This window comes from Chitinophaga pinensis, from assembly GCF_007896845.1.
Taxonomy (GTDB): domain Bacteria; phylum Bacteroidota; class Bacteroidia; order Chitinophagales; family Chitinophagaceae; genus Chitinophaga; species Chitinophaga pinensis_C.
Window position 1 is genome coordinate 44,310 of the sequence record NZ_VOHS01000034.1, and the last position, 24,065, is coordinate 68,374.

A 24,065-nucleotide genomic window follows, 5' to 3' on the forward strand; every position below is an offset into this window, starting at 1 on the left:
TAACCATTATTTAAAAGGAACCTCATGTTAAAACGCGTATTTATTGCAGCTATCGCTGCTTCGGCTATCTTTACTTCCTGCAAAAAGGAAGGTGCAATTGACCAGAAAGAAGGTCAGTTTGATCGTTCAGTAAACGCAGGTGTAGGCGCTGATACCCGTGTATGGCCTACTACCTTCCCTCCGGCCACTATTCCTTCTACCATTGCCAGCGGTACATTCACGCTGACCAATGACAGAGTATGGATCCTTGACGGTCCTACCTATGTACAGAGTGGCGCCACATTGCTGATACAGCCAAACACCCTCATCAAGGGAAAATCTAATTCTACACGCGGTACTTCCTACCTGATCGTTACCAAAGGTGGTAAACTGATCGCGGATGGTGACGCAACAACATCTATTGTTTTCACATCTGACAAACCAGCTGGTCAACGTAAACCAGGCGACTGGGGCGGTATCATTATCCTGGGTGATGCTCCAACCAACGCTAACGGTTCTCAGATCGAAGGTATCCTGGCAGCTGAAATTCCTGCTGGTTATTCTATCACTTACGGTGGTGCTAATTCATCTCACAATGGTGGTACACTGAAATGCGTACGTATCGAGTATGCAGGCCGTGACCTGGGTAACGGTAACGAAATCAACGGTCTGACTTTAGGCGGTGTTGGTAGCGGTACTGTACTGGACAGCATTCAGGTATCTTTTGGCGCTGATGATGCTTTCGAATTTTTCGGAGGTACAGTTAACGCTAAACACCTGGTGGCATTCGCTAACAACGATGATGAATTCGATTTTGACCTGGGTTATGTAGGTAACATCCAGTACGCAGTGTCTCTGAGACACCCTGGTGTTCCTTTAACTGCAGATCCTAATGGTATCGAGTCTGACAACAACGCAGGCGGTACAGGTGCAACTCCTATCACCCGTCCTACACTGTCTAACTTCACCATCCTGGGTGCCAACACAAAAAGAGACAGCCTGCTCTACGGTGCACGCTGGAGAAGAAACTCTTCATTCAACCTGACTAACTCAGTAATCGCTGGTTACGATGAAGCAGGTGTGATCTTTGATGGCGCTGGTGCTGTTACCCACATCTCAACTGCAGGTGATGGCATATTCAGCAACAGCCTTGTACACAGCTTTATCGCTGGTGTATCTCCAACCCCGACTGGTGCATGGGTAGGATGGACTGGTAACACAACCAGCATCGCAGCTACAGCTAACAGCTTCATCAGTCTGGTACTGCCATTTAACTTAACTGCGCCTGATTTCCGTTACACAGCTGGTTCTGCCAGTGCTGGTAAAGGTGCATTCGGTGCAGCAGGTACTGCACGTTGGGATGACAACTGGGCTTCTTACCATCCTAACGCATCTACTTATTAATTATTTGATGTAAACGTATTGACTATACAGGTTACAGGTGCTGCTACGGCAGCACCTGTTTTTAAAATTAAATGAACGAATAAATGAAAAAGATCTTCTTCCTTTTATTGGCAATTGCTTTCTTTTCTGCCTGTCAGAAACGTGGCGATCTTCCTGAACTGCCGTCTTATGCTACTTTCAGACTTACTTCTTCCAGCGTGGAACATTTCTACGAAATCACAGTTGGAGATAGTGTGCTGGAAGATAGTCTCAGTTCGGCCAGCGCATTGTCCCGATATGTAGTGACCGGAAAGCAGGCATTGAAAATAAAGGAAGCAGGAAAGAAAGATTATGTGATCGACACGCTTATCAATATTGATCGTCCCGGTGTTGAATTTACTTTAATTGACCTGGGTGGAGATTCCAAACCATTGATACTTTCCGGATCTGATCTTGAAACAACGGCCCCTGCTGAAGGTACACGGAAATATGCACTGTTGAATATTGATACAACCGGCGCCATGAAAGGACGTGTCATTGACATCCGCTTTTATGATATCGATCTTAATGACGGGTCTTTTAAACAGTTAGGCGAATTGAAAGGTGTTCAGTATCTGAATCCTTCTGATTACATCGAGTTGAAAGTGCCGGATGCAGGCATCTTTTTCCTCGAAGTTGCTGATCATAGCACCGGAGAGATCATACTTCCGGTGGATAGCTACGCGGGAAACATGATATTCCCGTTTGACGAGAACAATGTCTATCTGATGAAGATTTATAATGCCGGTGGCGAATCGCAGACTTTCATCAGTGCTGAACCACTGATCGGTCTGAAGCGATAGCAAACGCAACCTATCCCTGCTTTATGATAAAGAGCATAACAATGCCGCTGGTACTGAGAGCGGCATTGTTTTTTATATTTAAAAACGATTGTAAGCCTTCATCTTCTGTTAACTATAACGAATAAAAAATGCCGCTATTCCTGGTAGCGGCATTTCTTTGCGTATTTATCACAGCATTTGGCTATAAGCTGTTACGCAAATTTAATATTTTTTAGCAGAAAAATAATAGGACTACAGGTAATAAACTACCTGCAATGGAATAAGAAAAATAATAATATAGGGATCTTCCTCTGGTTAGCTGTTCACAATGGTGCGAATGGTCTTCATGGCTTCCTGTAAATGACAGTCAATTGTATTGGGGGACAGTGACAACAGGTCGGCAATATTCCTTCTGCTCATGCCTTCTTCCAAGGCCAGTTTATATACTTCTCTTCTTCTTGCCGGCATATGTTTTACCGCAGTATTGACGGTAGCCAGACATTCTTTCAGCATATAATGGTCTTCAGAACTGGCACTGCTTTCTCCCGTTGCCCCGATGTGCTGCAACAAGGTCTTTCTGGCTTTTATTTTACGTAACTCGTCAATAAAGATGTTACGCGAATAGGTGAAAAGTAATGGGTATACGTCTGTTTTGTCGGCAATCTGCTCCCAGTTTTCCCAGAGCTTCAGGTAACATTGCTGGAGAATATCTTTTACAAGTGTCTCATCTTTGGTCAACTTTAAAAATGTATTGTATAGTCTTCCATGAGTGGCATGGTAAATAGCGTTGAACTCTTTTCTCTTGGCGGGGCTCAAGGACAAAATCATACTATTACATTGAGTGTTAAAGATAACCTTCGTAGATTAACTGAATGTTAACACTTACATTCTCAATAGCTACTTTTCAACATTAGATAAATACGTGTGAAGTGCGGTCATTTTTCATGATGAAAACAATTTTATTTAAAAGTGTGCAGTTTTAAAATACCTGCTGTTAATTTACCCGTCATTCCGCCGCAGTTACTTGTTTGTTTGATTTTATTATATTAAATTTAGTTTCAGTTGATATCCTCAGTTTAAAGCAATGAAATAACTTAAGAGATTTGTAACCCGGTGATTGATAACCCATAAAATTGCTTAAATGGAAACCCCGGATATCAGCAGCCAGACACAAAATTTTATGTGCCCTATTTAAAAGCTCAAATTTCCCACTATGCCTGCTATTGTTTTCCTGTTTGCCGGACAGGGTTGCCAGTATTACAACATGGGCGCTGAACTGTTCAATACCAATGTGCATTTCCGCAACACCCTGTTAACCCTTGATAAAGAAGTGCGTAAAATGATGGGCGCTTCTGTTGTCGAATATATTTATGACAAATACCATCATCGTGAAGACACCTTTGATGATATCAGATTCACTAACCCCGCTATTTTCATGGTGCAGTATGCCATGGCCAGATACCTGCAGGAAGAGATGCATATGCGGCCGGACTGCGTATTAGGTAGCAATCTCGGAGAAACAGTTGCTGCCGCAGTAAGTGGTGCTGTGCGTCCTGTAGATATGCTTTATGCACTGATCGAACAGGCGCGTATTATTGAACAACAATGTTGTAAAGGTGGGATGATCACCATTCTTGGCGATCCTGCAATGTATGATAGCATTCCTCTGTTGCGGGATAATGCAGCGATCATTGCTGTTAACTATGAAGGGCATTTCACCTTGTCAGCGAGTCAGGGGGCACTTATTGCCATACAGGCATATCTGGATGGTAAAGGATTGCCCTATAGTGTACTTCCCGTAAAGTATCCTTTTCATAACCTTTTATTGGACAGTGCCCGGGATCAGTTTCTGAATACTTTACGTCATGTTGGTTTTGCACAGCCCCTTATTACTTTCTTTTCGGGTGTGCAGGCCAGACAAATCTCCAAAGTAGATGCCACTTATTTCTGGGATGCGGTGCGGGAACCGATCCGTTTTACAGCAGCCGTGAATCAGCTGGAAGAAAGCGGCCCTTGTTTTTATGTGGATTGTAGCCCTTCGGGCAGTTGTAATCATCTGCTTACCAAAATACTCTCACCTTCGTCTTCGTCAACGAGACATATGATCATGAATCCCTTCGGACAGGAATTGAAAAACCTTAAACTGCTGGTGCAGCAAAGACAGGCACTTTCTCTGTATAGCTAGACATGATGATGGGTAAGGTTCATAAAATGAAAGGCCGAAGTACAAAGTACTCCGGCCGATTAGCTAACACTTAAGAACAGCAAACGCTACGTATTATAATCTGAAATTTACAGCCATGATCAGGCGATTTTCTGTTTTCACAAGGTCAGGTAACCATGTCGGATCTACCGGATCTGAAGTGAAACCAGTCTGTGAGGTGGTACCACCGTGACCTGCGAAGTAAGGCACGTTGGCATTTCTGTGGGCAAATTCGAAACGGAATGTTACGAAATCGTTCGGCATGATGTCGAAGGTGGCACTCAGTTGTGTCATTTTGAGATCCTTACCGGAAGCAATTGCCTGATCATAAGCATTAGGTGTTGCACTTGGTGCAGCAGGAACGAATGCCAGATAACCGCCGGGGTTGGTCACAAAGTCACCTCTCATCGTCAACGCTAATTTGTTTTTGTTGAACCATATGCGGTTGGTCAGAGAACTACCGGTCATATAGTTGTCTTTTGCCTTTACACCATCACCAGACTGGAAGCCATAGTGGGTGTTCAGACTAAATGCAGCCTGCGATATTCCTTTCGAACCGGGGTTTTTAAAGTAACGAGCCACGATACTGTTGTCGTGATGGAAGCGACGTACTTTAGACAATGATGTCGAACCAGCTACATGGGTATCGTTACCATAGTAGAAGTTGGCAACCAGCTGTACGTTTTCGGAAGGACGGTAATAGTTAGAGTTACCGAATCCGATGTTTTTACTCCAGCTGTTATAGGTTTGCCAGCCATTCAGCAACCACAGTTCAACTTTATATTTTTTGGTAGGATAAAATTGTACCCTTGCTCCCTGAAAATAGAAGGGTGTGAAATCGCAGACCATACTACGCTGATAGCTCCAGTTTTCCTGCAGCACATAGCTTTCCAGTCCGATATAACTCATAAAGATACCTGCCTCGATATTCAGTCCGTACTTGTAGTTGAAATGGTAACCGGCTGCGGCTTCGCGGATAAATTTCAGGTTACCTGTACCGGTATTACGACCCCTTGTCACGGAGCCATCGGCCTCCTGTACAATGTGTGTCATACCGCCGGTCTGTAACCAGAGACGGCCAATCACATTTTTATAATTACTTTCTATACCAATGCTCGCCTGATTAATGGAAAATTCATTGGCACGGCCGGTGGCGGCAGAAATAGTTTGTGTGTTGTCCTTTGGGCGTGCAAAGTTGTAGTTAAAATACGCGTCTGTCAGTACTGTTCCGGTGAGAATAACTTCTCCGTCTTTATCTTTCAGTTGTAACGGAGAAGATGACTGCCTGTTTTGTCCGTTGACCCAGGTCAGATTCATGCCCTCAAAAGGAACTTTCGAAGCGGGTTGAACGGTGTCCTGAGCCATTGCCATTGCTGACGCACAAATGAAGGCAGTCGTAAATACATGCTTTTTCATACAAAAGGTTATGATGTTTTGTTCGGACCTCTGTAGCCAAACGAAATGCCTGAGCTGTCCCTTTCTTCTTAAAGCATTGGTTATTATTGTTTTGTATTTATTTTACATGCTATGCCAATCCTCAAAACCGTCTCGTTTTGAGAAGGCTTTTATTGATTTTGATAGGGTAAAGGCGACTATCCCCGTTTTCGGGGATTGGCAGTATGAATGAAATCAACGGATCAGTACTTATATTTGCGGCCACATAAAAACGGTAGTAAGTCATGGAGTATTCAAAAAACTATAAGGTAAAAGAGGAACATATTGACGTGCAGGGTATCATGGATGGTTTATACTATCCTTTTTACATGGAGTGGTGCCGTCACGACTATATTAAAGAAGTACTGGGTTTTGATTTTGCTGAAGAAGCGGCGAAAGGTGTGCACATGGTATTGTCTCAGTATACCCTGAAGTTTTTACGTTCCCTGAAAAAGGATGACGAATTCACTGTCACCTGCGAACTGCATGCAGATGCCGGTGGTCAGCCAAGACTGCATTTCAAACAGTCCATTATCATGAATGGTAAAGTGATGACAAGCGCCGTATTCACAGGTACCTGTGTGGCCGCTACCGGTGGCAGACCCTATCTGCCGGCTGAAATGGCGGAGAAAGTGAAAGATGCACCTAAACTGGACATCGCAACACTGAAATAGAAGGTTTTGCTACAATTATATTCCCGGATGGCGAAAGCGGTCCGGGATTTTTATAGCGCCATCTTTCTTCAGGAGAGGTGGCTTCTTTATTTTCATTCTGCAGTAAACAGGGGCAATGTAAATCCAAACGTACTGCCTTCTCCCAGTGTGCTGTCCACCCAGATATTTCCTCCCTGTGCTTCGATAAATTCACGGGAGATAGATAGCCCTAATCCGGTTCCTACTTTCTCCGGTGTGCCGGGTACTTTGAAATATCTGTCGAAGATCCTTGACAGGTATTTTTCTTCAATACCCCGGCCATGATCTGCCACGGAAAATTCAACGCTGTTATTCCGGATAGTGGTTGTCAGTTCTATTTCACCATCCTCAGGTGAATATTTGACAGCATTGGTAAGGAAATTAGTCAGTACCCACGCTGTTTTCTCCGGATCGGTCATGATCTTGTATGCGTGGGTGTTATTATGGATGCGTAAGGCGATATTCTTTTGTTGCGCCAGTGCACTGACCGTATTGGTGGCATTGTCGATAATGATATCAGGGGATACGGGTTCAATTTTTAATTGTATATGTCCTGTTTCCACCTGACTGATATTCAGTAACTCACTGGTGATCTTCAGCAGGCGGTTGGCATCATCAGTAATACTTTTTACCAGTTCTTCCTGCTCTCTGTTCACGGCTCCCACGCGGGTATCGGTTAGCAGCTGGGCGCTCATTTTGATGGAAGCGATCGGTGTTTTCAGTTCATGTGAAATAGTGGCAATGAAATTGGTTTTCGCTTCATTGAGTTCGTGGAATGGGGTGATATTCCGCAATACGATCACCTGACCGATCACTTTTTCATTATTGGTAACATTCAGTATATCGAGGTGAAAATAGCTTTCTTTCTGATCAGCAAAGATCTTTAGTTCTTTCGCCGGACTATCCGTTTTCAGGAGACTACGCATCAGGTCATTGTTGACCGCGATATCAGGTGCATATTGCCCCATGATCTCAACTTCGCGAAGCCCGAGTAGTTTCTCCGCAACCTTGTTCAGAAAAAGCAGATTCCTGTTTTCATCCAGTCCGATGATGCCATCATTCATCTGATTAATGATAGTATCAATACGGCTTTTCTCAAATTTTATCTTCGCCAGATTACTATGTTCGTATTCATCCAGTTTTTCGGCCATGCTGTTAAATGCCTGTGCCAGTTCTCCGAATTCATCGTGCTGGGAGATACGGATCCTTTTAGAATAGTCTTTGTTTACAATCGCCTTTATACCGTCAGCAAGCGCCTTTACCGGCTCGCTGATGATACCGGGGAAGTTCACAGCCAGCGTAAAAGCAATCAGCGCCAGAAAGCCAAAGATGATCATGGTGAAATTGCTGAAACGTCTGGCATTACTTTCGGCAAGGGTGTTTTTACGAAAGATGGCTTGCTGATTGGCGGTATTGATCTGGTATATTTTCCGGCGGATAATACTTTGTAAAGAGTCGTTATCAGGATCGTGTTTCAGTTGTTCGAAGATATTTCTGACAGCTGCAGTGGCCGCGGCTTCTCCCTGTTCGGTGATATTGGCTTCCTGTTTAACAAGATTGTCGTTAAACTCACGCAGTACCGCTGAATCAAAAGGCACACGATCCATCAGTGACAGCATGTTGTTACTGTAAACGAGCGTTTCGTAGTTGTCTTCTAATATAAGGCGCGCGTCTTTTTTCAGCTGGTGTATGGAGTAGATACCCAGTATGCCGGAGATAAGAATTGCTATAAATAAGAATCCGATGCCTATACTTAATTTCGTCTTGAGGCGCATGTCAGGAAAGAATTATAATGTCAATATCCGATTCTGACAGCTTACCTAACAGCTGGGAGAAAACGGCTGTATTCAGCAGCATACCCATTACATTCAAATGAGGTTTGCCGAGGCAGATCGTAGTGACCTTTTTCTCATCGGCGGTCTGCATAATACTTTTAGCAATATTACTGTTTTTTACTTTTATGACTTCTCCACCCAGTTCCATCGCGAGTTTGAAGTTATTGATCAGGTGTCTTTGTGCTGCAAGACCGATCTTGTCGCCGTCTTCTTTGGGTGTCTGGACGTAGAGTACGTACCATTTGGACTGATAGTAGGCAGCCAGTCTGGCGGTTTTACGGATCACCTTTTTAGCTATTACATGATTGCTGCTGACGCAGGCGAGAAAACGTTCATTGCGGGGATGTGCGGTCCGGGGGAGGGAGGATTCAATTTTACGTTCTACCTGTGTGGCTACTTCTTTCAGGGCCAGTTCTCTGAGTTGTAATATCCTTTCCGGCTGAAAGAAGTTTTTCATGGCTACGGCGATCTTGTCCGCGGTATAGATCTTACCTTCTTTGAGCCGGGTAACCAGTTCATCTGCCGTCAGATCGATATTCACGACTTCATCTGCCTGTTGCAGCACGAGATCGGGAATACGTTCAGCCACATCGACACCGGTGATGTGCTTTACCTCCTCTTGTAGCCCTTCAATATGCTGTATATTGACGGCGCTGATCACGTTGATGCCGGCTTCCAGTATTTCCATCACATCCTGCCAGCGTTTTTCGTTTTTGCTACCTTCGATATTGGTATGGGCAAGTTCGTCTATAACAACCACTTCCGGGTGGAGATTGAGGACGGCCTGCATATCCAGTTCTTCCAGTGCCTTGCCTTTGTAGAAAAGTTCCCTGCGGGGAATGAGGGGTAATCCGTCCAGCAGGGCGTGTGTTTCAGTACGGTTGTGCGTTTCGATATAGGCGATTTTGATATCGACGCCATTGCGTAACAATGTTCTGGCCTCCTGCAACATGCGGTAGGTCTTGCCTACACCGGCGCTCATCCCGATGTATATTTTAAACTTCCCTCTTCTGGATTGACGGATCAGGTCGAGGAAGTGTTGGGCGTTATTGTCTTTGTCGCTCATTGGCTGTATTATTCAAAAACTCACTTTCCGTCCGGGCCCGGGCGTGTCTTCTCATCATGAGAAAAGTGTCCCGATACCTGGTACGGAAGAGGTGAGATCAATCATGTAAGAAGTTTAGTAAGCACCTGCTGCTAACAGCAGACCTTCTTTTTCTTCTTCTTTTTGTACGGCAGGAGGCGTATAAAGCATTGCCGTACAGAGGCAGTTCTGGCACCCTTTCTTTGCAGGATATTAAAGTTAACACAACTCTTGCATCCTTTCCAGAATTCCGGGTCCCGGGTTATTTCATTAAAGGTGACTGGTAAAAAACCTAATTTGCTGTTCATGCGCATGATGGCCAGTCCACTTGTAATGCTGAATAATTTAGCCTCCGGATATTTTTCACGTGACAACTGAAATATCCTCCTTTTGATACGGGAGGCGATTCCCTGTCCGCGGAATGTCGGATTAACGATCATACCTGAGTTGGATACAAATGCGCCGTTGCTCCAGCTCTCTATATAAGAGAATCCTACCCAGATCTTATTTACTGTCAGTGCGATAACGGCTTTTCCCTCCCTTATCTTTTTCATAATAGCGGATACGGAACGTTTGCTGATGCCGGTACCTCTTACTTTGGCGGATGCTTCCATTTCTGCCGTGATCATAGCGGCGTATTTACAGTCGGAGAGCACCGCCTTTCTGACTATTACTCTATCGTTGTCCATTTCGGGTTGGTTTATTTTAATGTATCGAGTGCGATATTAAGTTTGAGTACGTTTACTTTTGCTGGTCCTGCTATGCCCAGCCATGGGCCGCGGATATGGTCAGATACAAGGGTAATGACCTTGTTTTCTGAGAGGTGACGTGCTGCTGCGACACGTTTTACCTGAATCATTGCAGCGGCAGGAGAGATGTCCGGATCAAGGCCACTACCTGAAGCTGTTACCAGTTCGGCAGGGATGTCTTCTTTGTTGATACCCGGATTGTGTATCAGGAAGGTATCGATACGGTCCTGCACCAGTTGCTGGTAGTCCGGATTAGAGGCCGCTTTGTTAGAGCCTGCAGATCCGGCAGCGTTATAATCAACGGCAGAAGGGCGACCGTTAAAGTATTTGTCATCAGTGAATTTTTGTCCGATGTTTTCATAGCCAACCACTTTTCCATTTACAGAGATTGTTTTTCCCTTTCCCTGTCCCGGTGCTGCTTTGGATATGGCTGCGATCAGTGACGGATACAGTACGGCGAGTACAAGTATCATAAAAATGGAAAGTTTTACAGAAGGCCAGATATACTTTTTCATGGTAATTATTTTGAACTTATTTTACATAAAAAGAGACAGGAACAGATCGATGATCTTGATACCGATAAATGGTATAAGCACACCGCCAAAACCATAGATCAGCAGGTTCCTGCGTAACAGGGCGCTCGCACCGATAGGTTTGTAAGCGACGCCTTTCAGTGCCAGTGGGATCAATGCAGGAATAATGATTGCATTAAAGATCACAGCGGAAAGAATAGCACTTTCCGGAGAAGCAAGGTGCATGATGTTCAGACCCTGCAGAGCCGGAATAGCGGTTACGAAGAGCGCTGGTACGATGGCGAAGTATTTTGCCACGTCGTTTGCGATAGAAAAGGTGGTGAGTGTACCACGGGTCATCAGCAACTGTTTACCGATTTCCACGATCTCAATCAGTTTGGTAGGGTCATTGTCAAGGTCCACCATGTTACCGGCTTCTTTTGCTGCCTGCGTACCACTGTTCATCGCAACACCTACGTCTGCCTGTGCCAGTGCTGGTGCGTCATTGGTACCATCACCCATCATGGCGACCAGTTTACCGCCTTCCTGTTCTTTGCGGATATAGATCATTTTATCCTCCGGTTTTGCTTCCGCGATGAAGTCATCTACACCTGCCTTTTCAGCAATATATTTTGCAGTCAGTGGGTTATCACCTGTTACCATCACTGTTTTTACACCCATACGGCGCAGGCGCTCGAAGCGTTCGCGGATACCGGGTTTGATGATGTCCTGTAGTTCGATCACACCGATTACTTCTTCGTTACGACTCACTACCAGCGGGGTACCACCATTAGAAGAAATTTCTTTTACTTTCTCTTCCATTTCCTGTGGGAATGTGTGGCCTGCTTTGCTGACGATGTTACGGATGGCATCAAAAGCGCCTTTACGGATACGGATACCATCGAGGTTGATACCACTACTGCGGGTTTCTGCGGTAAACTCGATGAAGGTCGCATTTTCGCTTTGCAGCTGATTGGCCTTAATACCTTTTTCAGCGGCCAGTTCGATGATGGATTTGCCCTCGGGTGTTTCATCTGCCAGAGAAGCTAATGCACAGGCTTCAAAGAATTCTTTTTTGCCGATTGCATAAGCCGGCCAGAAGTGAGTCGCCTTACGGTTACCGATAGTGATGGTACCTGTTTTGTCAAGCAGCAGGGTGTCGATATCACCGGCTGTTTCTACAGCTTTACCACTTTTGGTGATCACGTTGGCTCTCAGTGCGCGGTCCATTCCGGCGATACCGATCGCACTGAGCAGACCACCGATAGTTGTAGGTATTAAGCACACGAATAATGACACAAATGCAGCAATGGTGATCGGTGTGTTGGCATAGTCACCAAAGGGCTTTAAGGTTACGCAAACGATGGTGAAGACCAGTGTGAAACTTGCCAGTAAGATAGTCAAAGCAATTTCGTTGGGCGTTTTCTGGCGACTGGCACCTTCTACCAGTGCGATCATTTTATCCAGAAAGCTTTCGCCGGGATCGGTTGTTACACGTACTTTGATCTTGTCGCTCAGTACTTTTGTACCGCCGGTGACAGATGATTTATCTCCACCAGATTCCCGGATCACCGGGGCAGATTCACCGGTAATAGCAGATTCATCGATCGTAGCCAGCCCCTGTATAATCTCTCCATCCATCGGGATCATATCACCTGCTTCGCAGATAAAGAAGTCCCCTTTGCGGAGTTGTGAAGAGGGAACAATTTTGATTTCATTGGTATATACCTCACCGATGGCCAATACTTTTTTAGCCGGTGTTTCTTCTCTTGTTTTACGCAGACTTTCTGCCTGTGCCTTACCTCTCGCTTCCGCGATGGCTTCTGCAAAGTTGGCAAAGAGAAGGGTCAGCAGCAGGATGATAAATACTGCCAGATTGTATCCGAAAGAACCTTGCTTAGTATCGCCGGTAAAAGCAGTATATAGCGTAACGGCCAACATGATAGCGGTGCCTATCTCTACGGTGAACATCACCGGATTGCGAAACATGCTCTTCGGAGACAATTTCACGAATGCCTGTTTCAGGGCGCCGCTTACCAGAGCGGGTTCGAGTAGTTTAGTTTGATGATTATTTTCAGACATGATAATTCAAAGTTTTACGAAACAAGGTTTTCACAGGATAGGCACTTTCAATCTCAATAGTGCTATAGGATAATAACTGAGGGCGTCAATATGACTGGAAATATTCTGCGATAGGACCGAGCGTCAGTGCAGGGAAGAAAGCCAGTGCCGCAACGATCATGATGACTGCGTAAGTCATGATACCGAATGTGGTGGTGTCTGTCTGCAAAGTCCCCGCGGACTCAGGGATATATTTCTTTTTGGCCAGTATACCGGCGATGGCTACTGGTCCGATAATAGGGATAAAACGACCGAGTATCATTACTATACCCGTTGTAATATTCCAGAAGATATTGTTGTCTGCTAAACCTTCAAAGCCGGAGCCGTTATTGGCAGAGGAAGAAGTATATTCATACAGCATCTCGGAGAATCCATGATTAGATGGATTGTTGAACCAGTTGGCCGGTTGAACGGACCATGCGAGCTGTGGATGGTGTGTTGCGAAGTAGGCAGATAATGCGGTACCTACCAGTATCAGGAATGGATGGAACAAAGCGATGATAGCAGCAATTTTCATTTCTCTTGCTTCGACTTTTCGTCCCATGAATTCAGGTGTACGTCCTACCATCAGTCCGGAGATGAATACCGCAATGATCAGGAAGATAAAGTAGTTGAGCAAACCCACGCCTTTACCACCATAGAAACAGTTAGTCATCATACCGAGCATCTGCATAGCGCCTGAAAGTGGCATGGAACTGTCATGCATAGAGTTCACCGAACCGGTAGAGATGATGGTCGTCATCACCTGCCAGTAGGCAGATGCCGGAACGCCCAGACGTACTTCTTTCCCTTCCATTGCTGTGACGTCTTTCAGGCCGAGATGATGCAGTAAAGGATTACCGCTCATTTCAGAGATCATATTGGGTATCATGAGAGTCAGCATACCTGCTGTCATGACGCCGAAGATGACATATCCCAGTTTTTTTCTGCGGATGAAGAATCCGAAGGCAAAGATCAGCGCCATTGGCAGCATCACCTGTGCGACGATCTCTACGACGTTGGTGAAATAGTTCGGGTTTTCCAGCGGGTGTGCGGAGTTGGCGCCGAACCATCCGCCACCGTTTGTACCAAGGTGTTTGATAGCGATCATACCTGCAGCAGGGCCTCTTGATACCTGTACAGAATCGCCCTGAAGCGTAATAATACTGTCTTTGCCGTCAAAGCTGGCAGGTGTACCATTAAATGCCAGTATGATGGCCATAATGATACTGAGCGGTAAGAGTATACGGGTGATTGTTTTGGTGAAGAATACGAAGAAGTTACCCAGTTTCTCGGTGGTCTTTTCAGCAAAAGCTCTGAACAGTACCGCTACAGCGGCAACACCTGTTGCTGCGGATACGAATTGCAGGAAGGTGATGACGATCAGCTGGGAAAGATAGGTAACACCGGTTTCACCGGAATAGTGCTGCAGGTTACAGTTTACAAGGAAACTGATGGCCGTGTTAAAAGCAAGATCCGGCGTCATGTCCGGGTTACCATCCGGATTGAGTGGGAGATGAGACTGAAACAACAGGATAAAGAAGGCGTATATGAGCCATACCAGATTAATGGATAACATGGCTGCCATGTGTTGCTTCCAGTTCATCTCTTTGTGAGGATCTATACCGCAGATGCGATAGATAAAACGCTCTACGGGATTGAGGAAGTCTGTGATAGTGCGTTCACCGTGGAAAACTTTTGCGATATATTTTCCGAGCGGGAATGCAATCACCAGTGTTATGATAAAGGTGAGGATGACACCTGTTATTTCGCTGTTCATTTATTAAGATGGTTTGAGATCAGAATTTTTCAGGTTTCAGGAGAACATACACCAGGTATATAAAAACGAGGATGGATATTATCAGCAATAATGTCATCATAAATATTCATTTATATGTTTTCGAAGAAATCCAGTGATTTATAGAAGAGATAAAAGCAGACCAGCATAATGAGCAGGTAGATTGCGATCAACATAATAACTGTGTTTTTATTGATAGTAATTGATTAAACGCCCGGTTTTAACACCTGCTGGATGTAGAGGGAGAAGAGTACAGCGGGCATTACGCGCTGTATTTCCAGCCATTCCTGACGACTGCAGGACATCCTGAAACTGGAGAAAGAGAAGATGAAAACATTTTCAACTGCCGTCTTTACCAGCTGGTTACCACGGTTGTAGATCTTTTCAGCCAGCAGCATACAAAGCTGTACCTGACGCAGCTGATGTTGTTGTAACATCTTCGCCGTATAGTTAGCCAATACTTTTACAGAGAGATATGCACTTCCAAATACAGGGGCACGTACAATTTCCTTTTGTATTTCTGGTATTTCGTCCGCTATCTGAGCGGCGGCTTCATATTGGTTCATAAAAATTGATTTACGTCCCTGATAAGGCGAATGGCATGCCCGATCCTGAATTTAGCCCTGCGGATTCTTTTATATTGCTTTATATCAATTAGTTGTGAAAGTTGACTGGGGCTTTTTGCCCTTTATGCCATGCTAAAAACCCTCTCATTTTGAGAGAGGGGTTTATCAATTTGGGGGAGACTGATTTTCGTCCCTTCACTTGTCCGGTTGACAGTTCAATTTGCCTGAACTACCCGTTTCCTCTTCTCTTTCTTTCCGTTTTGGCGTCCATTTGTACTGTAATTAATTGTAACACTCACAGTATTAAATAGCAGGAATATGAGACTAGTTAGCGTGTTTTTTATCAGTGCAGGACTTATTGGAATGTTTATCGCAATGGTAGCTTTCTCCAATCTGCGGAATGAGAAGGTAATCAGGCATTTGCAGACGACAACCGACAGTAAGGGATTTGCCGTGGTAGAACTCTTTACTTCGGAAGGATGTTCAAGCTGTCCGCCAGCAGATGAACTGATGGGTAAAATTGAGAAAGGCAATAAAAATGAGCGCATATATATACTGGCGTATCATGTTGACTATTGGGACAGACAAGGCTGGAAGGACAAGTTCAGCGATCATGCCTATTCACAAAGACAGGAAGCGTATGCCAACTGGCTGAGTCTCTCAGGTGTTTATACCCCCCAGCTGGTCGTGAATGGCGCGAATGAATATATAGGTTCTGATGAACATTCTGTAGTAGGAGGTATTGCGGATGCACTTAACCAGCAATCAGCCACTACATTGACATTGCATAGCGTAAAAGAGGACGGTAAACTTATCATCAGTCATGAGGAGACGGCCGTAAAGAAAAACACAAAGCTTGTACTGGCGCTGGTACAGAAAAATGGACAGAGTAATGTAAGAGCAGGCGAAAACGCAGGCAGACAATTATCTCATGTACAGATTGTAAGGGCTTTAAAAGAAGTACCTGCAGGTAATAATAAAGAGGTAACACTTGAGTTGCCAGCGGATTTTGATACAAAAGGCTGGGAGCTGATCGGTTTTCTGCAGAACAGCAGTAATGGACATATTACTGCAGCAACAAAAGTTGATTTTCAGACAAATAACTAATTATCTAAAACAAAGCAACAAGCAAAAATTCTAATATATGGAAACGAACAACACAACCACAGCAAATGTATTCACACCGATAGAAAAAGTATTATATACTGGTAAAACGCATACAACAGGTGGAAGGGATGGTGTATCCCGCAGTGATGACGGCAAACTGGATATTCAGCTGACTTCCCCGGGCTTCCCGGGTTATGGCACGAATCCGGAGCAACTGTTTGCCGCAGGCTGGTCTGCTTGTTTCATTGGTGCTATGCGACTGGCAGCAGGACAGCAACATATGAAGCTGCCGGAAGGTAGTTATGTAGATGCAGAAGTGGATCTGGGTTCAAATACGAATGGCTTCCAGTTGCAGGCCCGTTTGAAAGTACACTTACCGGGTCTGGATACTGAAACTGCGCAGTCACTGGTAGATACAGCGCATAAGACTTGTCCATATTCCAAAATGTCCAGGGGCAATATTGATGTGAACATCAGCCTGGTCTGAATCGTAGGTTAGAATGGCGTACCTGCGACGACTCCTGCCGGAAGGCAGGAGTCTTTTCTTTTATATTATAACGACATTATAGCCAGATTTGTCCACCATTTCTACGATGTTTCTTCGTTCAGAGGCGGCTGGGAATGCCACTGATGGCGGAAAAATAACGGCATAATGAGGGTATAATGGTAGGATATAAAGCGTTTCAGTCAGCCGTTTATGGCTGATGATTAAGCCCGTATTCCTCTATTTTACGATAGAGTGTCGCCAGACCAATATTCAGCAGGCGGGCAGCCTCTGTTTTATTGTTTTTGGTATGATGTAAAACCCTGATAATGTGTAGTTTTTCGACACTGGCTAAGTCGAATGCCGACAATGGTGTACTGGCTTTATCTGCGATCTGCAAATCCAGTGGGAGGTGCTCCACGGCCAGATCATCTCCACCGGCCATAATAACGGCCCTTTCCAGCACGTTTTTGAGTTCGCGGATATTTCCCTTCCATTCATGCAATTGCAGTTTTTCAACGAAGGCTGGTGTGACTTTTTGCTTGCGCTGATTGATTTTGGCGGAGAAGATCCCTACAAAGTATTCAACCAGTTGTGGAATATCCTTTTTACGCTCACGCAGGGGTGGGAGGGTAATGGCAAAAACGTTCAGACGGTAGTACAGATCTTCACGGAAATGCCCCTTTTGGGACTCTTCCTTGAGGTCCCGGTTAGTAGCTGCTATGATCCTGACATTCACCTTGGTGGGCTTCGTATCGCCTACTTTAATAAACTCGCCGGTTTCCAGTACTCTCAGTAATTTGCTCTGAAGATCCAGTGGCATTTCCCCGATCTCGTCCAGAAAGATGGTGCCGGTATTGGCTTCTTCTATCAAGCCTTTTTTATCGCGGTTGGCATTGGTAAAAGCGCCCGCTTTATAGCCAAACAGTTCGCTTTCCAGTAACTCACGACTGAACGCACTGCAATTCAGTGCGACAAACGGCTTGCCGTTACGTTTACTATTATTATGGATCGCCTGTGCAAACACTTCTTTTCCGGTACCGTTTCACCCAGCAATAGTACAGTGGTATCAGCCGGGGCTACTTTACTGGCTTGTTCGATCGCATCCCGGATAGGACGGGAGGTACCGAGGATCGTGTCAAAGCTGTATTTTTTACCTACCTGACTTTCCAGTTTTTCGATACGTTTCTGAAGCTGCACTTTTTCCAAAGCCCTGTTAAGCAAGGGAATAATGCGGTTGTTGTCGTCTCCCTTGGTAAGGTAGTCGAAGGCGCCGTTTTTAATGGCCTGCACGCCATCCGGAATATTGCCGTAGGCGGTAAGCAGGATAATTTCTATGGAAGGATTTTTCTCTTTGATTGTCCTTGCATAGTCTACGCCACTGCCATCAGGCAATTTTACATCACAAAGGACAACATCTATTTCTTCTTTTTCGATTATTTTCTGGGCACTTTTGATATTACCGGCTTCGAGTACGTTAAAACCTTCCAGTGCGATAATCCTTTTCGTCAGGCTGCGCAGTTTCTCTTCATCATCTATTATAAGGACAGTTCCGGGCATAAAATTATTTGGCTGCAAATTACATATTCTTTGGAATCTTGACAGGGGAACTGTTGTCTTCGGTAACGGCGTTGGGAAATGTGACGATTAATACAGATATTGTTTCTTATATCCCTTTCAATATGAGAAATGCCCTGTTAACGATTATATTATTTTTATCGGCCTGCCGTGATATCAGGAAAGAACAGCAGGTCATTCCTGCTCATTCAAAGAAAGTAGTTATAAAATTAATGGATAGTCTGGGCATAGTGACGATGCATGTGCCTGAACGATATGACACGGCGTTTGTGTGGGAGCATGAGACGGATAATGCTCCTTCTGATCGTACAAAATGTCGTTTTCAGCCAAAGGGAAACAGCATTTTTAAGGAGACTGGCTTCTTCTCAATGGGAATGCCATATGATTCGGTAGATCAATTAACGATTGTTTATCCTTCACATATATATGATTTAAGGGATGGGGATACTACAAGGATACGTATTGAAAGTAAACGTTTCAGGGAGCGATTGAATGCGGAGGGTACTCCAATAGGGAATGTGTTGATCGATACTTGTTTCACTATACATGACAGACCCATTGCGATTATGGGAACCCGTCATTATATTCCCCGTACAGGTGTCACTTTTTTGGAGCTTGCTGCTGTAACGCTCGTCAGAGGTCAGGGTATCGCGTTTCAGTTCAACATGACTGTGCCCCCAAAAGATTCGACCGTCAAAAAATTCGTTCCTGACGCAATCGATATTGTTAAAACCATCAGATTTTCGAGACCTGTTTAAGACCTGAAAGTCAACCGGGTTGCTCACGGCCATTGGCCTACGATTCCACCAATCTCTGCCACAAAAGGATTAAAATTTACTATCATGGTCATTTTTTCTCATGATAGTAAATTATCTTATTTGAGAATAAAAGATAAATTATTCACTTTGGATTTTTTGATTCTTTTAACATATATTTGAATTGCTTATAGAGAAAGATGTCCCATGTTGTGATAAAGTTGTATGTAGACCCTCCGGAAATCTTCTTTATTCTCATAACCGCTCCCATTCATAACTTTAGCCTTCCCACGAGTTTTATTTTACCAGGTATATCCTGTTGAAATCCTTATTTTATTCTCATAACCCGTCCTACTTCAGAGTACAACCTATATGAATTGTGCATTGCGAGAAATCGTGCTGTGTTGTCATGCTATGTTGCAAACAATCAAACGTCATAATATAATCCTATATCCATCTGCATGGTAGAATTTTACTGTCGCGGCCTTCTACGAAGGCTGAAAATTTGGTGTCTGCTAATCACAGCAATGATTTTCACGCGCACTGTCGCGAGAGCAGAAGGTAGTAAAGAGTTGAATCAGAGTGGTGGTTATCGTGCTTATCTCAATTCTGCATCCGCTGTAAGCGTGAACAATCTTTTCCCCACAACGGGAACGATGAAGGTATATGTGAACGTAGGAGAACGTATTTACGTCGGATCCAGTGCACAAGGTATTGGTAGCGGCACAATTAATTTGCGGGCTCCTAACGGTGTAACGTATACGACAGGTACGAGCACCACGACGGGACGTATTAATAACCGCACGCAGGAAGTAAACGGACCTAATGTTGGTTCGCTGACGACAGGATATGTACCGGCGATCATCACTGTAGGTGCAGGACAGGCGGGTGTATGGGAGATTGACTTTGTGCCACCTAATGCTGCTTCAGCCACCAATCCGACTGCAATTGTCTCCACCGGTAACTGGACACAGCCTACCGGTACTTCTATGATAGCAGCATTCGATGTCAGTGTCAGAAATACGGCAAATACTGCATTTATCCCGGCCGCCTTTATACAAACATCTTTACGGCAAACCTCGGCGCTGCCAATGCCACTTTCAATGCAATCTTAAGAGTACTGACAAACGATGGTTACATTTATACTGTAAATAATAATGGTCAGGCAGGTTTTGGTTTTTCTTTCGTAGCTAACAACAAAGGTTTTCGTACCACTTCCGGTGATCCTTCCTACAAAAGCGTGGATGATCTGGCTAATCTGCGTCTGAAAGACCCCCGAACAGCCGATACAGAAACAGATATTACACACAAGATATTTTTCAATACACCTGCTGCAGATCTACCCGCGAGTGCATCCAGTGTCTCCGGTCAACGTGGCTCTTAACAACACCTCCGGTCATATCGGCCTCTATCCTCACATTTACGGGGGTAGAGGGGACCCCGGGGGTAGCGGGAACAAATCCCGCAGGGGGGAACATTACCTTCACCGCAACATATGCCGCAACTACGCCGTTGATATAGACATCAACGGCAATGGCGTTTATACGGACGCGGTAGACAGGCGTCTTACAGGTAGTGCAGTAGTGGGTACTAACAGTGCTTATTGGGATGGTAATAACGGACAGGGGGCAAAAGTATTATCAGGAACGACGACCTATAATACCCGCGTTGTACTGTTTGCGGTGAGGTCCATTTCCCTTTTATTGATGTGGAGAATAATCCGACGGGTATTATTATTACGCGTACAAACGGGTCGGGATCTCCCAGTGATATCGTGTATTGGGATGATTCCCAGCTGACAGTAAACGGTACTCCATCAAACCCTATCAGTACAGCCACTGCAGGTGTATCCAGTAATACGAACGGACACAAGTTTGGTTCAACTGCTTATAGTGGTACTGACTTTGGTAATGAGAACGGCATTGATACGTGGTCTTATCTGACAAGTACACCGACCTCAACGCCGTTGATTATTACGTTGCGCGAAGCAGACCTGGAAGTGGTCAGCATTACTAAGTCGAATGCTACTCCTTGTCAGGAGCAACGGTGACTTATACAACAGCCGTCAGGAATAATGGTCCTAATAATGTGGTGGGTGCAACTTATGAGTTTAACTTCCCCGCTAATCTGACTAATGTGACTGTTACACCCGCACTGACAAGCGGGATCGCTGTGGTAACTGGTGGTACTACTACAGCTACACAATACTCTGCTACATTGTCTATGAATAATGCTGCGGTAGTTACTTTCACTATTACCGGTACAATCTCTTCTTTCCCGACAGGCGGAACACTCAGTGTATCGTCTGCCGTTATGCGTCCACAGGACGTCACAGATCCGGATGCGACGAATCCGGATGCAGCAGTTCCGACTGATCCACAGTCGGAGTGTGATGCCTTGCCTTCTGGTGTAGGATGTAATAATATTAAGACAGACGCGACTACCGTATCACAGACGCCAACAACTTCAGTGGCAGGTCCTGCACAGACATTGTGTGCTGCTACATCTACGACGCTGGCTGCTAATACACCTGCTGTTGGTACAGGTGCGTGGTCGCAGGTCAGCGGACCGGGAACAGCAGTGATCTCTAATATCAGTTCGCCAACGTCTACAGTGACCGGTCTTGTGACCGGCACCTATGTATTCCGTTGGACCATTTCTAATGGTAGTTGTACGCCCAGTACCAGTGATGTGTCCATTACCGTTCAGGCAGCTTTAGGAGCTAATACGATTACTGCTCCTGCCACAACCACTTTCTGTGGATCGGGAGATCCGGCGTGATTACCGGTACTACACCTACTGGTGGTAGTGTACTTATACCTATCAGTGGCAACAATCAACAGATAATTCAACCTATACAAATATCAGTGGCGCGACATCACAGTCGTATGATCCGCCTGTGCAAAGTGTGACCACCTATTTCCGCAGACTGATCACATCCGGTGCATGTACAACGGCGAGTGCAAGTAATGTGGTGACTGTCACGATACAGTCTGCCATTACTAATAATACAATTACAGCGCCGGCGACGACTACATTCTGTTCCACAGGCGATGCCGCTATTATTACCGGTGCGACTCCTGCGGGAGGTAGTGGTACGTTTACTTATCAGTGGCAGAGCAGTACAGATAATACCACGTTTACTAATCGCGGGAGCTACTGGTTTGTCTTATGATCCGCCGGCTGCAGGTGCGACCACTTATTATCGTCGTCAGGTAACATCTGGTGCCTGTTCGAATGCCAGCACAAGTAATGTGGTGACTATCACCATACAGAGTGCGCTAACTGCCGGCGCTATTGCCGCCAGTCAGGAGTTCTGTGTATCCGGCGATCCGGTGGCATTCACACAGACAACGGCTCCTACAGGTGGCGGCGGAACTTATACTTATCAGTGGCAGAGTTCTGTTACAAGTGCCAGCACAGGCTTTACTGATATCAGTGGAGCTACTGCAGCTGCCTATGATGCAGCGGTGATCAACCAGACAACTTATTACAGAAGAATTACCCGTTCAGGAGTTTGTCCGGATATGATCATAATGTGTTGACAGTAACGGTGAACGCGGCATTGACCCCGGGTGTGATTGCTGGTAATCAGACATTCTGTACGAGTGGTGACCCGGCTGCATTTACCCAACAACCGCACCGCGACTGGTGGTAATGGTACATTTACTTATCAGTGGCAAAGTTCTGTTACCAGTACAACGGCTGGTTTCTCTGACATCTCTGGTGCTACGGCTAATATATGCACCATCTTTATCACAAACTACTTACTTCCGCAGGATCACCCGTTCAGCCAGCTGTGCAGATGTTAATTCCAATGTGCTGACAGTAACCGTCAATCCTTCTTTATCTAATAATACCATTGCGGCTTCTCAGACAATCTGTAGCGGCTCTACACCGGCTGCTTTGACTGGCAGTACACCTGCGGGAGGTAATGGTACTTATACCTATGCATGGAAGTGAGTGTGCCGGTGGTGCATTTAGTGCTGCACCGGGTACAAACAACGGACAGAACTATACCCCTTCGCGCCATTGCACAAACTACCAATACAGAAGAACGGTAACTTCTGATGGTTGTGCTACCAGTCTCAGTAATGTGATACAGGTAACGGTGAATGCAGCACTACTGTTTCAAATGCAGGACCTGATCAGGGACCACTGAACACGACGACAGCCACGCTGGCGGCAAATGCCCCCTGCTACAGGTACCGGTACATGGACACAGGCATCTGGTCCGAATACCGCGAACATTGTAAATCCAGCTGCCAATAATACAAGTGTTACCGGACTGGTGGCGGGTACTTATACTTTCCGCTGGACCATCACCAATCCTCCATGTACACCAAGTACAGATGACGTACTGATCATCATTAATACTGCTCCGGTAGCGAATAATGATGCAGTGACTATGCCTGAGGATGTTGCGGTGAACATCAATATACTCAGTAACGACAGTGATGTGGATGGTACCTTGAATACAGGAGTGTGGCGATTGTTAATCAGCCGACACATGGTACTGTTAGTGTGGCAGCAAATGGTGTTGTGACTTACACGCCAAATGCCAATTATAATGGTAGCGATGTATTTACTTATACAGTAAGATAATCTGGGTACTATTTCCAATACTGCTACTGTTTCTATTGCTATTACTCCGGTAAATGATCCGCCGGTAGCTGTAGACGATGATATCACCTGACGGAAGATATGACGGTTACAATTCCGGCACCGGGCGTATTGGGTAATGACTATGATCCGGATGGAGATCACTGACGGCGGTAATATAACGCCTGTGACAGTGGGTACACTTGTTTTAAATGGGAATGGTTCGCTGACGTATACGCCACCGGCTAACTTTAATGGCATTGCTACATTCACTTATCGGGTATGCGATGGTTCCGGTGCTTGTGACACAGCAACAGTGAGACTGGAAGTAGGTAATGAAATGATCCGCCGGTAGCAGTCAATGATAGCTACTCTGTGAATGA

29 protein-coding genes and 1 pseudogene are annotated in these 24,065 nt (G+C 45.2%); 17 read left to right on the forward strand and 13 right to left on the reverse strand.

Translation table 11 applies throughout. The features are described from left to right. The first annotated feature begins 24 nt into the window (after positions 1-24). A complete protein-coding gene (locus tag FEF09_RS23280) occupies positions 25-1,383 on the forward strand; it encodes a hypothetical protein (RefSeq protein ID WP_146307333.1) in 1,359 nt (452 codons plus the stop codon). A gap of 83 nt (positions 1,384-1,466) precedes the next feature. Further along, complete coding sequence (locus FEF09_RS23285) at positions 1,467-2,204, forward strand: hypothetical protein (RefSeq protein ID WP_146307334.1); 738 nt, start codon at positions 1,467-1,469, stop codon at positions 2,202-2,204. Between the two features lie 294 nt (positions 2,205-2,498). Here the strand turns inward: FEF09_RS23285 and FEF09_RS23290 are convergent, their stop codons facing one another. Beyond that, positions 2,499-3,011 (reverse strand): RNA polymerase sigma factor, encoded by a 513-nt coding sequence (locus FEF09_RS23290; RefSeq protein ID WP_146307335.1) that lies wholly within the window; start codon positions 3,009-3,011, stop codon positions 2,499-2,501. A 385-nt stretch (positions 3,012-3,396) separates the two neighbouring features. Here FEF09_RS23290 and FEF09_RS23295 point away from each other — a divergent pair, with 385 nt between their 5' ends. After that, positions 3,397-4,368, forward strand: a complete 972-nt coding sequence (locus tag FEF09_RS23295; protein WP_146307336.1) for an acyltransferase domain-containing protein — start codon at positions 3,397-3,399, stop codon at positions 4,366-4,368. Between the two features lie 93 nt (positions 4,369-4,461). Here the strand turns inward: FEF09_RS23295 and FEF09_RS23300 are convergent, their stop codons facing one another. After that, positions 4,462-5,802, reverse strand: a complete 1,341-nt coding sequence (locus tag FEF09_RS23300) for an outer membrane beta-barrel protein (protein ID WP_146307337.1) — start codon at positions 5,800-5,802, stop codon at positions 4,462-4,464. 263 nt (positions 5,803-6,065) lie between these two features. Here FEF09_RS23300 and FEF09_RS23305 point away from each other — a divergent pair, with 263 nt between their 5' ends. Beyond that, positions 6,066-6,494 carry a thioesterase family protein gene (locus tag FEF09_RS23305; RefSeq protein WP_146307338.1) on the forward strand — a complete coding sequence of 143 codons (429 nt, stop codon included), beginning with the start codon at positions 6,066-6,068 and terminating at the stop codon, positions 6,492-6,494. A gap of 92 nt (positions 6,495-6,586) precedes the next feature. On the opposite strand, the gene FEF09_RS23310 is transcribed toward FEF09_RS23305, so the two are convergent. The 8 genes from FEF09_RS23310 to FEF09_RS23345 all read right to left on the reverse strand — a co-directional run bounded on the left by FEF09_RS23310 (position 6,587) and on the right by FEF09_RS23345 (position 15,156). Then, positions 6,587-8,287: an ATP-binding protein gene (locus tag FEF09_RS23310; protein ID WP_146307339.1), complete on the reverse strand. Its 1,701-nt coding sequence runs from the start codon at positions 8,285-8,287 to the stop codon at positions 6,587-6,589. Between the two features lies 1 nt (position 8,288). After that, positions 8,289-9,413: a sensor protein KdpD gene (locus FEF09_RS23315; protein WP_146307340.1), complete on the reverse strand. Its 1,125-nt coding sequence runs from the start codon at positions 9,411-9,413 to the stop codon at positions 8,289-8,291. Positions 9,414-9,544: 131 nt separating this feature from the next. Next, entirely contained in the window at positions 9,545-10,120 is a 576-nt protein-coding gene (locus FEF09_RS23320) for an N-acetyltransferase (protein ID WP_261387700.1), read from the reverse strand. A gap of 11 nt (positions 10,121-10,131) precedes the next feature. Continuing rightward, positions 10,132-10,695, reverse strand: coding sequence for a K(+)-transporting ATPase subunit C (locus FEF09_RS23325; RefSeq protein WP_146307341.1), 564 nt, complete (start codon positions 10,693-10,695; stop codon positions 10,132-10,134). Positions 10,696-10,716: 21 nt separating this feature from the next. After that, on the reverse strand, positions 10,717-12,774 hold the full coding sequence (kdpB, locus tag FEF09_RS23330) for a potassium-transporting ATPase subunit KdpB (protein ID WP_146307342.1): 2,058 nt from the start codon (positions 12,772-12,774) through the stop codon (positions 10,717-10,719). Between the two features lie 85 nt (positions 12,775-12,859). After that, positions 12,860-14,572, reverse strand: coding sequence for a potassium-transporting ATPase subunit KdpA (kdpA, locus tag FEF09_RS23335; protein WP_146307343.1), 1,713 nt, complete (start codon positions 14,570-14,572; stop codon positions 12,860-12,862). A 19-nt stretch (positions 14,573-14,591) separates the two neighbouring features. Then, a complete protein-coding gene (gene kdpF, locus FEF09_RS34940) occupies positions 14,592-14,672 on the reverse strand; it encodes a K(+)-transporting ATPase subunit F (protein ID WP_044219073.1) in 81 nt (26 codons plus the stop codon). 124 nt (positions 14,673-14,796) lie between these two features. Beyond that, the gene (locus tag FEF09_RS23345) at positions 14,797-15,156 is read right to left on the reverse strand and encodes a hypothetical protein (RefSeq protein ID WP_089814914.1); all 360 of its coding nucleotides are present in this window, start codon (positions 15,154-15,156) and stop codon (positions 14,797-14,799) included. Between the two features lie 318 nt (positions 15,157-15,474). Here FEF09_RS23345 and FEF09_RS23350 point away from each other — a divergent pair, with 318 nt between their 5' ends. Beyond that, entirely contained in the window at positions 15,475-16,263 is a 789-nt protein-coding gene (locus FEF09_RS23350; protein WP_146307344.1) for a DUF1223 domain-containing protein, read from the forward strand. A 37-nt stretch (positions 16,264-16,300) separates the two neighbouring features. Beyond that, positions 16,301-16,750 carry an organic hydroperoxide resistance protein gene (locus tag FEF09_RS23355; RefSeq protein ID WP_146307345.1) on the forward strand — a complete coding sequence of 150 codons (450 nt, stop codon included), beginning with the start codon at positions 16,301-16,303 and terminating at the stop codon, positions 16,748-16,750. A gap of 208 nt (positions 16,751-16,958) precedes the next feature. On the opposite strand, the gene FEF09_RS34545 is transcribed toward FEF09_RS23355, so the two are convergent. Then, the gene (locus tag FEF09_RS34545; protein WP_315898180.1) at positions 16,959-17,774 is read right to left on the reverse strand and encodes a sigma-54 dependent transcriptional regulator; all 816 of its coding nucleotides are present in this window, start codon (positions 17,772-17,774) and stop codon (positions 16,959-16,961) included. After that, the gene (locus tag FEF09_RS34550; protein ID WP_315898181.1) at positions 17,714-18,307 is read right to left on the reverse strand and encodes a sigma-54-dependent transcriptional regulator; all 594 of its coding nucleotides are present in this window, start codon (positions 18,305-18,307) and stop codon (positions 17,714-17,716) included. Before FEF09_RS34550 ends, FEF09_RS34545 begins: the two co-directional genes overlap by 61 nt. 8 nt (positions 18,308-18,315) lie before the next feature. On the opposite strand from FEF09_RS34550, the gene FEF09_RS23365 reads away from it, so the two are divergent. The 4 genes from FEF09_RS23365 to FEF09_RS23380 all read left to right on the forward strand — a co-directional run bounded on the left by FEF09_RS23365 (position 18,316) and on the right by FEF09_RS23380 (position 21,861). Further along, a complete protein-coding gene (locus FEF09_RS23365) occupies positions 18,316-19,083 on the forward strand; it encodes a hypothetical protein (protein ID WP_146307346.1) in 768 nt (255 codons plus the stop codon). Positions 19,084-19,607: 524 nt separating this feature from the next. Beyond that, positions 19,608-20,195: a hypothetical protein gene (locus tag FEF09_RS23370; protein WP_146307347.1), complete on the forward strand. Its 588-nt coding sequence runs from the start codon at positions 19,608-19,610 to the stop codon at positions 20,193-20,195. Between the two features lie 593 nt (positions 20,196-20,788). Continuing rightward, entirely contained in the window at positions 20,789-21,130 is a 342-nt protein-coding gene (locus FEF09_RS23375) for a hypothetical protein (RefSeq protein ID WP_146307348.1), read from the forward strand. After that, the gene (locus tag FEF09_RS23380; RefSeq protein WP_146307349.1) at positions 21,112-21,861 is read left to right on the forward strand and encodes a PKD domain-containing protein; all 750 of its coding nucleotides are present in this window, start codon (positions 21,112-21,114) and stop codon (positions 21,859-21,861) included. Before FEF09_RS23375 ends, FEF09_RS23380 begins: the two co-directional genes overlap by 19 nt. 135 nt (positions 21,862-21,996) lie before the next feature. Here FEF09_RS23380 and FEF09_RS33525 read toward each other — a convergent pair whose 3' ends face one another. Further along, positions 21,997-22,128, reverse strand: a complete 132-nt coding sequence (locus tag FEF09_RS33525) for a hypothetical protein (RefSeq protein ID WP_261387701.1) — start codon at positions 22,126-22,128, stop codon at positions 21,997-21,999. 5 nt (positions 22,129-22,133) lie between these two features. On the opposite strand from FEF09_RS33525, the gene FEF09_RS23385 reads away from it, so the two are divergent. From FEF09_RS23385 to FEF09_RS34955, 7 genes and pseudogenes are all read left to right on the forward strand, one after another. Beyond that, positions 22,134-22,625, forward strand: coding sequence for a hypothetical protein (locus FEF09_RS23385; RefSeq protein ID WP_146307350.1), 492 nt, complete (start codon positions 22,134-22,136; stop codon positions 22,623-22,625). Between the two features lie 112 nt (positions 22,626-22,737). Then, positions 22,738-23,043 (forward strand): hypothetical protein, encoded by a 306-nt coding sequence (locus FEF09_RS23390; protein ID WP_146307351.1) that lies wholly within the window; start codon positions 22,738-22,740, stop codon positions 23,041-23,043. After that, positions 23,030-23,242, forward strand: a complete 213-nt coding sequence (locus FEF09_RS23395) for a hypothetical protein (RefSeq protein WP_146307352.1) — start codon at positions 23,030-23,032, stop codon at positions 23,240-23,242. The genes FEF09_RS23390 and FEF09_RS23395 overlap by 14 nt, the downstream gene beginning before the upstream one ends. 27 nt (positions 23,243-23,269) lie before the next feature. Continuing rightward, a complete protein-coding gene (locus tag FEF09_RS23400; RefSeq protein WP_146307353.1) occupies positions 23,270-23,626 on the forward strand; it encodes a PKD domain-containing protein in 357 nt (118 codons plus the stop codon). Then, positions 23,605-23,685, forward strand: coding sequence for an Ig-like domain-containing protein (locus FEF09_RS34945; RefSeq protein WP_409994879.1), 81 nt, complete (start codon positions 23,605-23,607; stop codon positions 23,683-23,685). The genes FEF09_RS23400 and FEF09_RS34945 overlap by 22 nt, the downstream gene beginning before the upstream one ends. Positions 23,686-23,725: 40 nt before the next feature. Then, a pseudogene (locus FEF09_RS34950) lies at positions 23,726-23,850 on the forward strand (Ig-like domain-containing protein). After that, entirely contained in the window at positions 23,837-24,037 is a 201-nt protein-coding gene (locus FEF09_RS34955) for an Ig-like domain-containing protein (protein WP_146307354.1), read from the forward strand. Before FEF09_RS34950 ends, FEF09_RS34955 begins: the two are co-directional and overlap by 14 nt. The last annotated feature ends 28 nt before the right edge of the window (positions 24,038-24,065 follow it).